We start from the raw sequence: 14,555 nt of genomic DNA on the forward strand, positions 1-14,555 counted from the left end.
ACTGATCAATATCATTAGTATAACATATTTAGAGGATTAGTATAGCTTATTTAAGTGTTCTTTAGTTGTTCCACTTCTTCTTTTGTTAAAGCTTCCCGCCAAACGGTTGCACCTAAGCCATTTAGTTTTTCAACCAGCTGGCTGTAACCGCGGTCAATATGATCAAGACCTGTGACTTCAGTAATACCCTCGGCCATAAGACCGGCAATAAACAGCGACGCCCCTGCTCTTAGATCACTCGCCTTCACCTTCGCACCTTGAAGCTTTACAGGTCCGCTAATGATCGCTGAGCGGCCTTCCACTTTAATGTTGGCATTCATTCTTCTTAATTCATCAATATGTTTAAAACGGGCACCATAAATAGTATCCGTTACTACACTAGATCCGGCTGCTTTTGTTAACAGCGTCGTAAACGGCTGCTGCAGATCCGTTGGAAAACCAGGATAAACGAGTGTTTTAATATCAACAGCTTTCAACTTTTCCGAACTGCTGACAAACACTTGATCATCGCCTGTTTCAATTGTTACACCCATTTCTCTCAGCTTGGCAATCAATGATTCTAAGTGCTGCGGAATAACATTATCAATTAAAACGCCTTCCCCCATGGCTGCACCTAAAATCATATAAGTGCCGGCTTCAATCCGGTCAGGGATAATGGTATGACGACAGCCATGCAGCGTATCGACACCATCAATTCGGATAACATCAGTTCCAGCACCTTTTATCTTGGCACCCATATTGGTTAGAAGGGTTGCGACATCAATAATTTCCGGTTCTTTTGCAGCGTTTTCAATTATGGTCCTGCCTTTAGCTCTGACGGCCGCCAACATAATATTAATGGTAGCACCAACACTGACGACATCGAGATAAATACGTGCGCCGCGAAGCTCGTCCGCACGCAAATAAATCGCTCCCTGCTCATTTGTTACCTGAGCGCCGAGTGCTTCAAAGCCTTTAATATGCTGATCAATTGGGCGTGGACCAAGATGACATCCACCAGGTAAACCAATGACAGCCTTTTTAAAACGACCGAGCATCGCCCCCATGAGATAGTAGGAGGCACGAAGCTTCTTTACCTTCCCGTTTGGCAATGGCATTGAAATCATCGTCGATGGGTCAACCGTCATATCAAAATCATTCGAAAGTTCAACTTTCCCGCCAATTTCTTCGAGTAAGTCCTTCAAAATTTCCACATCGGAAATATCCGGCAGCCCTTCGATTGTTACCGGTGATTCTGCTAAAATGGTCGCTGGTATCAACGCAACTGCACTGTTTTTTGCACCACTTATTCTTACGGTTCCTTTAAGCGGATATCCGCCCGCAATTTTAAGTTTTTCCATTTTCGACTCCCTTCTATGCCATTGGGATGGAATGTGACCTTTTATTAAACAACTAAATTGATAATCCACTTGTCTTTTAGGTAATTATTTCCAACAGCAAATTACATAATCCGACAGTTTGTCTATCATCTAGTTTACACCAATATTTAATTTTCATGTATCAATATCAGAAAAAGTTTTAAAAAATGGAAAATTTTTCGTTTCAATCCTTAACTAGCCTTTTCGACAAATTTAGCCAAAATTCAGACTACTTATTATAATTTGAAACCGCCCATTTTAAAAATGGGCGGTTTCTTTGTTGAGTCTTGTTGTATATTAAGCTTTACCTGAAGAACCGAATTCGCGCATTTTGCCAATAACAGTTGCTTTGATCGCATCACGAGCTGGGCCTAAGTATTTACGTGGATCATACTCTTCTGGCTTCGCTGCTAATGTTTCGCGAACTGCTTTTGCAGATGCAATTTGGTTTTCAGTGTTTACGTTAATTTTCGCTGTTCCAAGTGAAATAGACTTTTGGATATCGTGTGTTGGAATCCCAGTTCCACCATGTAATACAAGTGGAAGACCAGTTGCTTGACCGATTGCTTCCATTTCTGGGTAACCAAGCTTTGGCTCACCTTTGTAAGGTCCATGTACAGAACCTAGTGCAGGTGCTAGACAGTCAATACCTGTGCGCTTAACAAGCTCTTCACACTCTTTAGGATCTGCGTAAATAACGCCTTCAGCAACAACATCGTCTTCTTGTCCGCCAACAGTTCCTAATTCAGCTTCAACAGAAACACCTTTTGAATGAGCGTACTCAACCACTTTTGAAGTAGTTGCTACGTTTTCTTCAAACGGATGGTGAGAAGCATCAATCATAACAGAAGTGAAGCCTGCATCGATTGCTTCTTTACACTTTTCGAAGCTTGAACCGTGATCCAAGTGGATCGCAACAGGAACAGTAATTTTGTAATCTTCTAATAAACCTTCTACCATTTTTACAACAGTCTTGAAACCGCCCATGTAACGAGCAGCGCCTTCAGAAACACCAAGAATAACAGGTGATTTTTCAGCTTCTGCTGCTTGTAAAATAGCTTGTGTAAACTCAAGGTTATTTAAGTTGAACTGCCCAACTGCATAGCCTTCCGCTTTCGCTTTGATGAGCATTTCTTTCATTGAAACTAAAGGCATTTTGTTTCCTCCTTGGTATAGGTGTATATCTCCTCGAATTAGGGCTTTCCTATTAAGGATTTCCTACCATTTTACTGATTATGTACGCTCGAGTAAGATAAGTGACCAGTAAAAGTTCATAAGTAATCATACCAAACAGATTCGTAAAATTCCATTAATGTAGACGAGTTTTTTAAATGTTCACAATGAAAGCGGCAACAGTTTTCGACAATTATCTTTTATTAAAAATGACTAATTTGTTTTTTGAGGAATGTGCTTTCTTACCGCTGCACGTATATCATCAATATCAAACGGCTTCGCAAAATGTGTGATTGCTCCAAGATCCCGCGCTTCCTGAATCATATCCAGCTCCCCGTAAGCGGTCATAATAATCACGCGGATATCTGGGTCAATGACCTTCATTCTTTTTAAAATTTCAATACCATCCATACCCGGTATTTTCATATCCAATAGGACGAGATCTGGGTCATGCTTCGTAACAATATCAAGTGCCTGTATTCCATTTGCTGCCTGAAAGGTTTGATACCCTTCCTTTGAGAATACCTCATTTAATAAAATGCGGATCCCAAATTGGTCGTCAACAATTAAAATTTTCTCTTTCATAACTCCACCTCTTCCACCCTAATTTTATCTATAAATGATTCCTAATTCTTCCACTAAATAATCTTCGACATTTCTATTAAAAATCCTCTATTTTGTTTGAGGTATTTTATGGTAATTGTCTTTTGATTTCAAAAGGCTATAATAACCTTGTGAAGGAGGGCTTTACTTGTTAAAAATGTTTACAACCCAATTAACCGGTTTATTTAAACGAATTGAAGAGAAAGGAGAATTTTCCTTGGAGGACGGTGCCCGCCTGCTAGCCCAGGGACAAAATATTTATGTTGTCGGCTTCAAGGAAATGAAGGGCATTGAATTTGAAGCATTAGAGGGTGCAGAACCATTAAAAGGTGCTTTAACAAATGTTGACGAAGCGACCAGTGCTGACAGGGTGCTTCTGTTTTCACGGACATCCGCTGACCAAGAAGCAGCTGAATTGGCTGGTAAGCTTCATCAAAAAGGAATTCCCTTTGTAGCCGTATCTACATCAATTGAGGACGGAAAACTTGAAGAGTTAGCTGATGTTTATATTAATTTACAGCTGAAAAAGGGGTTACTTCCCGATGATTTCGGAAATCGGTATGGTTATCCGTCTTTAATGGCAGCATTGTATGTTTATTATGGCTTAAAATTTACAATTGATGAGATTTTAGCAGAATATGAATGATGGGGAACGGCCTTGGTGTGGCCGTTTTTTGTTTTGTACATTTAGACAATATATGGAAACTAACCTCATAAAAAAACCAGTCCCCCAACACAGAGAACTGGCCCAATTATCTTATTTTTGCAAAGAAGCTTTAATAAAGTCACGGAAAAGCGGCTGTGGACGAGTTGGTCTTGACACAAATTCCGGATGGAACTGAGACGCAACAAACCATGGATGGTCTTTAAGTTCAATAATCTCCACCAAACGGCCATCTGGGCTAGTACCAGAGAAAACAAAGCCTGCTTCTTCCATTTCTTGACGGAAATGATTGTTAAATTCATAACGGTGACGGTGACGCTCATACACCACTTCATCCTCATAGGCAGCGAACGCTTTTGTTCCCTCCACCACACGGCATGGATACAGACCAAGTCTTAATGTTCCCCCTAGGTCTTCAACATCCTTTTGTTCAGGAAGTAAATCGATAATCGGATGCTTCGTATCAGGTACAAACTCCGCAGAATGGGCATCTGAGTAACCAAGAACGTGGCGCGCATATTCAATCGTAGCCAGCTGCATTCCTAAACAGATACCAAAGAAAGGCTTTTTCGTTTCACGCGCATAGCGGGTTGCCTGGATTTTTCCTTCGATTCCGCGGTCACCAAAGCCGCCAGGAACAAGGATTCCATCAACATCTTGAAGAAGTTCTGCAACGTTTTCTGCCGTAACATCTTCCGAATTAATCCATTTAATTTCGACATCAGCGTCAAATGCATAACCTGCATGTTTCAACGCTTCAACAACGGAAATATACGCATCTTGAAGTTCCACATATTTTCCAACGAGACCAATGCGTGTTTTACTTGAAAGGTTAAGAACCTTTTCAACTAGAGCTTTCCATTCTGTCATCTCTGGTTCCGGTGTTGTCAGCTTCAAGTGATCACAAACAATTTGATCCATATGCTGTTCTTGAAGAGCCAATGGAATCGAATAAAGTGTATCGGCATCACGGCATTCAATTACCGCTTTAGAATCGATATCACAGAATAAAGCAATTTTCTCCTTCATATCCTGAGAAACTGGCATTTCTGTACGTACAACGATGATATTTGGCTGAATACCTAGACTGCGAAGCTCTTTAACACTATGTTGTGTCGGCTTTGTCTTCATTTCGCCCGCTGCTTTAATATACGGAATTAATGTACAGTGAATGTACATGACATTAGAGCTGCCGATATCGCTCTTGATTTGGCGAATTGCTTCTAGGAATGGAAGTGATTCAATATCCCCTACTGTTCCGCCAATTTCAGTGATGACAACATCTGCATTTGTTTCATTGCCCGCACGGAAAACACGTTCCTTAATTTCATTCGTAATGTGGGGAATAACCTGAACCGTACCGCCTAAGTAATCACCGCGGCGTTCCTTACGTAAAACGGTAGAATAGATTTTCCCTGTCGTTACGTTGCTGTACTTATTTAAATTAATATCGATAAAACGCTCATAGTGCCCTAAGTCTAAATCCGTTTCCGCGCCATCACCGGTTACGAATACTTCACCGTGCTGATACGGACTCATCGTTCCTGGGTCCACGTTAATATATGGATCAAACTTTTGAATCGTAACGTTTAATCCGCGATTTTTTAACAACCGTCCTAAAGAGGCTGCGGTAATTCCTTTTCCTAACGATGAAACCACACCGCCAGTTACAAAAATATACTTAGTCATAAAATAATCCTCCTCTAATTCAGTTTGTGCAATCTTCTTGCTGTTTAAGGCTTCTTTTATAAATTTTTTTATTCGTAAAGAAGTCTCGGTCATTGCCGAAAGAGCTATGTATCATTTATTGAAAAAATAAAAAAGCACTCCGCTTACGCAATGTAAGGGGAGCGCTCTATAAGCAAATTATGATCCGTTCCTTTTTAAAGGAGCCCAAAAAAGATTCTACAAGTGCAGAGATAAAAAGTCAAGCCTATAATAGGTCGTCGTCTTCATCTTCTACTTCGTCTAACTCTTCGTCTTCATCCTCGAGGACCTCATCAAGTTCTTCTTCTTCGTCAAGATCGAATTCGTCGTCATCATCGATGACATCATCATCATCGTCTAAATCATCGACATCATCAAGGTCATCTAGTAAATCATCGTCTTCGTCGTCAAGGAGATCATCCTCATCAGCAAAGTCATCCAGTTCATCGTAATCTTCGTCAATATCATCGAAATCTTCAAGTTCGTCTTCATCGACAACCTTCTTCGCCTTTTTCTTCTTAGGTTTAATAACAGTAACCACTTCTTCTTCCTGAGTATCCACTGGATACCAAACGCGAAGACCCCAGCGGTTCTCACCTAGTGAAAGAAAGCGGCCATCAATATTTATGTCAGTATAAAATTGTGCAATTCTTGATCTAATTTGATCCTCTGTGAGCTCAGTAGCTGCCGCAATTTCATTGATTAAATCATTGAAGGCAATGGGCTGTTTACTGTTTTTTAGAAATTCGTACGCTAGCTCAATGAGGGAAAACTCTTTTAATTGCTCTTTTGAGTAACCTTGTAAACTCAATATCGGCACTTCCTTTCTCTATTTAACACTCTATGTATGAGTGATAACGGGCAAAATGTTCGCACCAAAGTGCTAGTTTTTTGACATATTCTTCATTATAAACAATATTCTCCCGTTTATGCTAGTTCTATCTACTGTTTTACTTGATTTTTTCCCGTTTAGGCTTGTTATCATCAGGTTTTTCCTCGCTCTTTATCATTTTCAGCTCTTTCATTGCCTTTATCAAGAAGAAAATAGCCAATACTAGAAAGGAAATGGCACCTAATTGGTGTTGATAGAGATAGTATAATGGCCAGGCTAATATTATTAATACCAAAAACATATAGTTTATCTTCATTTTCAACACCCGCCTCGGGATCCTTTAATGTTCGCTCATCTATTATATAAGAAAAATGGCTAAGATTAGTACTTGTCAAAAAAATAATTTTGTTGGCCGTTTCAATCTGGGCTGTTGATTTGCGCTCCACTAAGGAATGCTTCTTGGAATAATCATCGCAGAGACAAGCGGGTCTTTGCCTGTCTCGAGGCACTTCGCTTTCCGCAGGCGTTGCGGTGAGCCTCCTCGGCGCTAGCGCCTGTGGGGTCTCACCTGCTCCGTACTCCTGCAGGAGTCTTCGTGCCTTCCGCGCAAATCAACAGGTGCCAATATCAATATTACTTTTGACATATTATAAATAAAAAACAATGGCTTACAAGCTGTTGCTTATTAAGCCATTGTAATATGTTATGTCTAGCTTCAGCGCCTAGGGGCTTCAGCTTTTCGTTTTACATATTTCTTCTATATTGCCCGCCGACTTCGTATAGTGCTTTTGTGATTTGGCCGAGGCTGGCGACTTTTACGGTTTCCATTAGTTCGGCAAAAATATTTTTATTGTTGACTGCTGCTGCTTTCAATTTTTCTAATGCTTTGCCTGTTTGTGCAGCGTGTGCTTGTTGGAAAGCACGTAAGTTAGTGATTTGTAGTTCTTTTTCTTCATAGGACGCTCGTGCCAGCTCCATGCTGTCGATGTCTTCCTCGGATGGCGGATTTGGATTTAAATACGTATTTACGCCAATAATAGGAAGCTCGCCCGTATGTTTTTTCATTTCGTAATACATGGATTCGTCCTGAATTTTTCCGCGTTGATACTGGGTTTCCATTGAACCGAGAACACCGCCGCGGTCATTTAAGCGTTCGAATTCTTGCAGTACCGCTTCCTCCACAAGGTCGGTCAGTTCCTCCACAATAAATGAACCTTGAAGTGGATTTTCATTTTTCGTTAACCCATGCTCTTTTGTGATAATCATTTGAATCGCCATCGCGCGGCGAACCGATTCTTCTGTTGGTGTCGTAATCGCTTCATCGTAGGCATTGGTATGAAGCGAATTACAGTTATCGTGCAGCGCCATCAACGCCTGCAAAGTCGTACGAATATCGTTAAAGTCAATTTCCTGAGCGTGCAGTGAGCGGCCAGAAGTTTGAACATGGTACTTTAGCTTTTGGCTTCGTTCAGCTGCACCATATTTGTCACGCATAACGGTTGCCCAAATACGGCGCGCCACTCGGCCAATAACGGTATATTCCGGATCCAAGCCATTGGAGAAGAAGAATGATAGGTTTGGTGCAAAGTCATCAATTTTCATTCCGCGGCTTAAATAATACTCGACATAGGTAAAGCCGTTTGAAAGTGTAAATGCCAGCTGTGAAATCGGGTTGGCCCCTGCCTCGGCAATATGATAGCCAGAAATCGAAACAGAATAATAGTTACGTACCTGCTGGTCAATGAAATACTGTTGAATATCACCCATCATTCGTAAGGCAAACTCGGTTGAAAAAATACAAGTGTTTTGACCTTGATCTTCTTTTAAAATATCTGCCTGCACCGTACCGCGGACAGTTTTTAACGTAAATGCCTTCACTTGGGCAAATTCCTCAACCGTCAATACGCGCCCCAGCTCTGCTTCTTTTTTCTTCACCTGCTGGTCAATCGCGGTATTCATAAACATCGCTAAAATAATCGGCGCCGGCCCATTGATGGTCATTGAAACTGATGTTGATGGGTGGCATAAATCAAAGCCATCATAAAGCTTTTTCATATCATCAAGTGTACAAACATTGACGCCACTTTCGCCAATTTTCCCAAAAATGTCAGGGCGATAGTCCGGGTCTTCACCATACAATGTCACTGAGTCAAAGGCGGTGCTTAAACGTTTTGCACTATCATCCTTTGATAGATAGTGGAAGCGGCGATTCGTTCTCTCCGGAGTTCCTTCTCCGGCAAATTGACGTTTCGGGTCTTCACCTTCGCGTTTGAACGGAAACACTCCGGCTGTAAACGGATAGGAACCTGGTACATTCTCGCGATACACCCAGCGGAGGATTTCGCCGTAATCCTTATACCTCGGTAAAACGACCTTTGGAATATCAATGCCTGAAAGGCTCTTTGTTTTTAGCACCGTGATAATTTCTTTGTCACGAATTCTCGTTACAAACTTATCCGCTTTATAAGCAGCCTTTGTTTTCTCCCAGCCGTCGAGTATTTTTTTCGACTCTGGTGTTAATTTCTCTTCTGTTGTTTGCTTAATAGCTTCTAAGGAAGCAAGAACTTCTGCGTTTGCTTCTGTTTCTTTAACTGCAGCAATGGCGCCTTCAAGCTGAAATATTTTTCGGGCAATATTTGCCTGTTCCTCAGCCTTTTGGTGATAGCGGCGGACTGTTTCTGATATTTCCCGAAGATAATAGCGACGGTCCGTTGGAATGATGACATTTTGCTTTTCGACCAATGCAGATTTTGTAAAGGAGGTAACCCAATTGGTACCCATTTTTCCATTTACTTTTTCAATTAACGCCGCAAATAACGCATTGGTGCCTTGATCATTAAACTGACTCGCAATCGTACCGTATACAGGCATTTCACTTATGTCTTTTTCAAACAGCATATGACTGCGCTGGTACTGTTTTTGAACCTGACGAAGTGCATCCTCTGAGCCTTTGCGCTCAAATTTATTGATGACAATTAAGTCAGCAAAATCAATCATATCAATTTTTTCAAGCTGTGAAGGCGCACCGAATTCACTCGTCATGACGTAAAGAGAAACATCACAGATTTCCGTAATCTCAGCATCGCCCTGGCCAATTCCACTTGTTTCAACAATTACAAGGTCAAAGCCAGCTGCCTTCACTACTGAAACTGCGTCTTTAATCGCAAGAGAGAGTTCTGTTTTTGACGAGCGGGTGGCCAGGCTTCGCATATAAACGTTTGAATTGAAGATGGAATTCATCCGGATACGGTCGCCTAATAGTGCACCGCCTGTTTTTTGCTTGGTCGGGTCAACGGATAGAATCGCTATTTTCTCGTCCGGCAATTCATTGATAAAACGACGAATTAATTCATCCGTTAAGGAACTTTTACCAGCACCACCTGTACCGGTGATTCCAACAACGGGAATTTCCTTTGTTAACGATTTAACTTTTTCAAGCAGGCTTTCCGCAGCAGCCGCAGCTTCCCGGTTGCTATCAACATGAAGCTCGGCAAGGGTAATCAATTTTGAAATCGCATTGACATCCCCGCTTGGCAGCTTTTCGATATGCTCAGCATGATCGGACGTAACGGTTGGGAAGTCGCATTCCTCAAGCATTCGGTTAATCATTCCCTGAAGCCCCATCGTGCGGCCGTCCTCTGGCGAGAATATCCAGGCAATCCCGTAATCATGTAGCTCCTTAATCTCACGCGGGATAATGACACCGCCGCCGCCGCCATAAATGCGGATGTTCGGTGCACCCTTCTCCTTCAGCAGGTCGTACATATACTTAAAATATTCCACGTGGCCGCCTTGATAGGATGAAATCGCAATGCCCTGCGCGTCCTCTTGAATTGCCGCATTGACAACTTCCTCGACCGAACGATTATGACCAAGATGGATGACCTCTGCTCCGCTCGCCTGAAGAATTCTCCTCATGATATTAATCGAAGCATCGTGACCATCAAACAAACTAGACGCCGTTACAAAACGAATATGATGCTTCGGCTGATAAACCTCCGTCGTACCCATTTGTCTCCCCCTTTGTTTTGGAAAAATTTACTTCGGAACCGTCCCTTTTTTCAGTGACTGACTTACCCCGTTAATTCCTAAAAACAAATACTCCGTTTGCATTTCAATGTATTCTTCTAACGTAAACAATTTTTGCAGTGTCCAGCGGCGGAAGCTCCACATTTGTCCCTCGACGATAATCGTCTGCGAAAGGATTTTAATTTGTTTTTCTTCTAAATGTAGTTCGCCGTTTTCTACACACAGTGTGATGAGTTTTTCGAACATCGCCGCCATTTCATTTTCCTTTTTTAACACGTATGGAAGTGCATCCTTGGTAAGTGATTTTGCCTCTTGATACATGACCAGGATTTCTTCCTGCATTTCATCAATAACCCTGAAATAATTGGCAATCCCATGCTTCAGACTATCCAATGTACCCTGCTTATGCTCTAGGTCCTCCTGAAGCCGCTCGCTTACATGGTCATAGATACTATCACAAACAAGGTAAAGAACATCTTCCTTTGAACGAATATATTCATATAAGGTCCCGATGCTAAAACCTGCCGCTTTCGCAATTTCTCTTGTCGTCGTCCGATGGAACCCTTTTTCTTTAAAAAGTGATACCGCCCCTTTGATCATCTGATCCCGTCTTCTTTTTACAAGACGTTCATCTTTCACCGAAGCCTGCACTTCCCGCTTTTTCATCCCTTTTTACCGCCTTTTATCTAGTCTCACGCCCCTAGGCAAGGCGCTTCCGCTTTTTCATTACTTAGTGATCATTCTCGAGATAACGAGCCGCTGGATTTCTTGTGTGCCCTCGTAGATTTGGGTGATTTTTGCGTCGCGCATGAATCTCTCTACTGGGTAATCCTTTGTATAACCGTACCCGCCAAATACCTGCACCGCTTCTATCGTTACCTTCATCGCAGTGTCACCAGCGAATAATTTTGACATCGCTGATTCTTTACCGTAAGGCAGGCCTTGCGACTCAAGCCACGCTGCTTGATAGGTTAATAGTCTTGCTGCTTCAATGTTTGTCGCCATATCCGCAAGCTTGAAGGCGATCCCTTGGTTTGCTGCAATGGGCTTGCCGAACTGCTGACGCTCTTTTGAATAGTCGACCGCAGCGTCAAGCGCACCCTGCGCAATTCCAACCGCCTGAGCCGCAATGCCATTACGACCGCCATCAAGTGTCATCATCGCAATTTTGAATCCTTCGCCTTCTTCACCCAATCTGTTGGTGACAGGCACCTTACACTCTTCAAAAATGATTTCCGTTGTAGGTGAAGAACGAATGCCAAGTTTCTTTTCTTTTTTCCCTACTGAGAAGCCTGGGAAGTCGCTTTCGATGATGAATGCGGTCGTTCCTTTTTGTTTGCTGGACGGATCGGTTAACGCAAACACGACATAAATATCAGCGATACCGCCGTTAGTAATGAAAATTTTCGAACCATTGAGGATGTAATGGTCACCTTCACGTCTAGCGGTCGTTCTCATACCGCCGGCGTCCGAGCCGCTTCCTGGCTCTGTTAAACCGTACCCTCCGATTTTTTTACCTTCTGCCATCGGACGAAGGTATTGTTGTTTTTGTTCCTCGGAGCCGAATTTATAAATGGGCCATCCTGCTAATGAGGTGTGTGCGGATAAGGTTACACCTGTTGATGCGCAAACTCTTGATAGCTCTTCAACCGCAATACAATAGGCAAGATAATCACTGCCGATGCCGCCGTACTCTTCCGGCCACGGAATCCCTGTTAAGCCAAGCTCGGCCATTTTATCAAAAATCTCGCGGTCAAAACGCTCTTCCTCATCACGTTCAGCCGCTGTCGGAGCAACCTCATTTTTAGCAAAATCGCGAACCATTTTCCGAATCATTTCATGCTCTTCTGATAAGCGAAAATTCATTTTTACGTCCTCCTTAGGGTAACTACTCTCTTTAACCGTACAGTTATTACGAGAAGGCATATAGTTTCTGCAATGAACCATACAGGTTCTACAAGAAAGCGTACAGTTTCTGCAAAAAACCATACAGTTTCTACACAAAACCGTACAGTTTCTACAAAAATCCATACAGCTTCTACATAAAACCGTACAGCTTCTACAATTAACTAGAGAACCTATATGTTCCAATGCGATATCTACACATAATGACCGTATATCCACAAACTACTAATCTACCAACTAAAGATATTTACTAATCACAATCCGCTGAATCTCACTGGTACCCTCATAAATCTCGGTAACTTTTGCATCGCGGAAGTAGCGCTCAACTGGATAATCCTCTGTATAACCATATCCGCCAAACACCTGAATCGCTTCTGTCGCCGTCTCTACAGCTGTTTTTGATGCAAATAACTTCGCAATCGAAGCTTCCATGCCGCATTTCATACCCTGTGCCCGTAAATCCGCTGCGCGATAGAGTAATAGTCTAGCAGCTTCCACATTCGTCGCCATGTCGGCCAATTTAAAACCAATTCCTTGTTGTGCCGCAATAGGTTTTCCAAATTGTTGCCGTTGTTTTGCATAGTCTACAGCCGCAGCTAATGCCGCTTCTGCAATTCCTAACGCCTGGGCGGCAATGCCAATTCGTCCGACATCAAGGTTTGCCATCGCAATTTTAAAGCCTTCTCCTTCTTGCCCCAATAGATTTTCCACAGGCACGCGCATATCCTCAAAAGAAAGCTGTACCGTTCTTGAGCCATGAAGCCCCATTTTATGTTCATCCTTGCCAATCACGAGGCCAGGTGAGTTTTTTTCTACAATAAATGCCGATATTCCTTTGCTGCCGAGTTCCGGATTGGTCGAAGCAAAGACGATGTAAACATCCGCTTCACCGCCATTGGTGATAAACATCTTCGAACCATTAATCACATAATGGTCATCCTTGCGTACCGCGCGGGATTTCATGCTTTTTGCGTCCGATCCTGACCCCGCCTCCGTTAAACAAAATGCGGCCAAATACTCGCCTGACGCTAGCTTAGGAAGAAATCTTTGCTTTTGTTCATCCGAGCCAAAATACAAGATTGGGTTGGTTCCCACCGATGTATGAACAGACAGAATAACGCCTACAGTCGCACTGACCCGAGAAATCTCGTTAATCGCAATGATATAAGAGACAAAATCCATCTCTGCACCGCCGTATTGTTCCGGAACGGGAATACCCATCAAACCAAGTTCACCCATTTTACGAAGAATTTCACGCGGAAATTCTCCCTGTTCCATGCGCTCAACAAACGGGGCTATTTCGTGCTCAGCAAAGTCGCGAACCATTTTCCGCATCATTTCCTGCTCTTCTGTAAATCTTAGATTCATAGTTTCATCTCCACCTATTCGTATGTGTAGAAGCCTCGACCTGATTTCTTGCCAAGCCAGCCAGCTTTTACATACTTACGCAGCAGCGGGCATGGACGGTATTTGGTATCTCCAAAGCCTTCATGCAGGGTTTCCATAATATATAAGCATGTATCAAGTCCGATAAAATCGGCTAACGTCAACGGACCCATCGGGTGGTTCATCCCAAGCTTCATCACTTCATCAATCGCTTCTTTCGTGGCCACACCTTCATATAGTGTATAAATCGCTTCATTGATCATTGGCATGAGAATGCGGTTTGAAACAAATCCTGGGAAGTCATTTACTTCTACTGGAACCTTGCTTAATGTCTTCGTCATATCCTCAATGACTTGGTAGACTTCATCGGCTGTTGCTAAGCCGCGAATGATTTCCACAAGCTTCATAACCGGCACTGGATTCATAAAGTGCATTCCGATTACTTGTTCCGGGCGTTTCGTTGCCGCCGCAATTTCTGTAATCGGCAGTGATGACGTATTACTGGCCAGTATGGCGTGTGCCGGGGCCAGTTCATCTAGCTGCGCAAAGAGTTTTGTTTTGATTTCCATATTTTCAACCGCTGCTTCAATGACGAGGTCGACATTGCGGGCATCATTTAGATCCGTTGAGGCTGTAATATGATTGAGAACGTCCTGTTTTTGCTCCTCTGTCATTCTCCCTTTATCCACATTGCGAGATAAATTTTTACTGATGACTCCAAGCCCTCGCTCCACAAATTCCGGCTTTAAATCATTAAGGAACACAGTGTAGCCAGCCTGGGCACAAACCTGAGCAATCCCAGACCCCATTTGCCCCGCTCCGATGACCATTACCTTTTCAACTTTCATTACTTCCCCTCCTATTAAGTTTTATTAAAATAACCTCTAGTTGGTTTTTA

12 protein-coding genes are annotated in these 14,555 nt (G+C 42.7%); 1 reads left to right on the forward strand and 11 read right to left on the reverse strand.

Annotated elements, in window-relative coordinates; genetic code table 11:
- Positions 1–50: 50 nt before the first annotated feature.
- The 3 genes from QNH29_RS29425 to QNH29_RS29435 all read right to left on the reverse strand — a co-directional run bounded on the left by QNH29_RS29425 (position 51) and on the right by QNH29_RS29435 (position 3,116).
- Complete coding sequence (locus QNH29_RS29425) at positions 51–1,340, reverse strand: UDP-N-acetylglucosamine 1-carboxyvinyltransferase (RefSeq protein WP_283862769.1); 1,290 nt, start codon at positions 1,338–1,340, stop codon at positions 51–53.
- Between the two features lie 315 nt (positions 1,341–1,655).
- Positions 1,656–2,513, reverse strand: coding sequence for a class II fructose-bisphosphate aldolase (locus tag QNH29_RS29430; RefSeq protein WP_283862770.1), 858 nt, complete (start codon positions 2,511–2,513; stop codon positions 1,656–1,658).
- Positions 2,514–2,744: 231 nt separating this feature from the next.
- A complete protein-coding gene (locus QNH29_RS29435) occupies positions 2,745–3,116 on the reverse strand; it encodes a response regulator (RefSeq protein ID WP_283862771.1) in 372 nt (123 codons plus the stop codon).
- 166 nt (positions 3,117–3,282) lie between these two features.
- Between QNH29_RS29435 and QNH29_RS29440 the strand changes: the two genes are divergently transcribed.
- Positions 3,283–3,780 carry a DUF2529 domain-containing protein gene (locus QNH29_RS29440; protein WP_283862772.1) on the forward strand — a complete coding sequence of 166 codons (498 nt, stop codon included), beginning with the start codon at positions 3,283–3,285 and terminating at the stop codon, positions 3,778–3,780.
- 111 nt (positions 3,781–3,891) lie between these two features.
- Here QNH29_RS29440 and QNH29_RS29445 read toward each other — a convergent pair whose 3' ends face one another.
- From QNH29_RS29445 to QNH29_RS29480, 8 genes are all read right to left on the reverse strand, one after another.
- Entirely contained in the window at positions 3,892–5,487 is a 1,596-nt protein-coding gene (locus tag QNH29_RS29445; protein ID WP_283862773.1) for a CTP synthase, read from the reverse strand.
- Between the two features lie 244 nt (positions 5,488–5,731).
- Positions 5,732–6,316, reverse strand: coding sequence for a DNA-directed RNA polymerase subunit delta (rpoE, locus tag QNH29_RS29450; protein WP_283862774.1), 585 nt, complete (start codon positions 6,314–6,316; stop codon positions 5,732–5,734).
- Between the two features lie 173 nt (positions 6,317–6,489).
- Positions 6,490–6,783, reverse strand: a complete 294-nt coding sequence (locus QNH29_RS29455; protein ID WP_283862775.1) for a hypothetical protein — start codon at positions 6,781–6,783, stop codon at positions 6,490–6,492.
- Between the two features lie 298 nt (positions 6,784–7,081).
- Entirely contained in the window at positions 7,082–10,348 is a 3,267-nt protein-coding gene (icmF, locus tag QNH29_RS29460; protein WP_283862776.1) for a fused isobutyryl-CoA mutase/GTPase IcmF, read from the reverse strand.
- 27 nt (positions 10,349–10,375) lie between these two features.
- Positions 10,376–11,032, reverse strand: coding sequence for a TetR/AcrR family transcriptional regulator (locus tag QNH29_RS29465; RefSeq protein ID WP_283862777.1), 657 nt, complete (start codon positions 11,030–11,032; stop codon positions 10,376–10,378).
- Between the two features lie 60 nt (positions 11,033–11,092).
- Positions 11,093–12,232 carry an acyl-CoA dehydrogenase gene (locus QNH29_RS29470; RefSeq protein WP_283862778.1) on the reverse strand — a complete coding sequence of 380 codons (1,140 nt, stop codon included), beginning with the start codon at positions 12,230–12,232 and terminating at the stop codon, positions 11,093–11,095.
- Positions 12,233–12,508: 276 nt separating this feature from the next.
- Entirely contained in the window at positions 12,509–13,639 is a 1,131-nt protein-coding gene (locus tag QNH29_RS29475; protein ID WP_283862779.1) for an acyl-CoA dehydrogenase, read from the reverse strand.
- A gap of 14 nt (positions 13,640–13,653) precedes the next feature.
- The gene (locus tag QNH29_RS29480; protein WP_283862780.1) at positions 13,654–14,505 is read right to left on the reverse strand and encodes a 3-hydroxybutyryl-CoA dehydrogenase; all 852 of its coding nucleotides are present in this window, start codon (positions 14,503–14,505) and stop codon (positions 13,654–13,656) included.
- Positions 14,506–14,555 lie beyond the last annotated feature (50 nt).

It is taken from the genome of Neobacillus sp. DY30 (genome assembly GCF_030123065.1).
GTDB lineage: Bacteria > Bacillota > Bacilli > Bacillales > Cytobacillaceae > Neobacillus.

Bases quoted from the DNA above. Each gene is read 5' to 3' on its own strand.
- QNH29_RS29480 (WP_283862780.1), bottom strand. From the start codon at position 14,505: ATGAAAGTTGAAAAGGTAATGGTCATCGGAGCGGGGCAAATGGGGTCT.
- icmF (WP_283862776.1), bottom strand. From the start codon at position 10,348: ATGGGTACGACGGAGGTTTATCAGCCGAAGCATCATATTCGTTTTGTA.
- QNH29_RS29475 (WP_283862779.1), bottom strand. From the start codon at position 13,639: ATGAATCTAAGATTTACAGAAGAGCAGGAAATGATGCGGAAAATGGTT.
- QNH29_RS29430 (WP_283862770.1), bottom strand. From the start codon at position 2,513: ATGCCTTTAGTTTCAATGAAAGAAATGCTCATCAAAGCGAAAGCGGAA.
- QNH29_RS29465 (WP_283862777.1), bottom strand. From the start codon at position 11,032: ATGAAAAAGCGGGAAGTGCAGGCTTCGGTGAAAGATGAACGTCTTGTA.
- QNH29_RS29435 (WP_283862771.1), bottom strand. From the start codon at position 3,116: ATGAAAGAGAAAATTTTAATTGTTGACGACCAATTTGGGATCCGCATT.
- QNH29_RS29425 (WP_283862769.1), bottom strand. From the start codon at position 1,340: ATGGAAAAACTTAAAATTGCGGGCGGATATCCGCTTAAAGGAACCGTA.
- QNH29_RS29470 (WP_283862778.1), bottom strand. From the start codon at position 12,232: ATGAATTTTCGCTTATCAGAAGAGCATGAAATGATTCGGAAAATGGTT.
- QNH29_RS29445 (WP_283862773.1), bottom strand. From the start codon at position 5,487: ATGACTAAGTATATTTTTGTAACTGGCGGTGTGGTTTCATCGTTAGGA.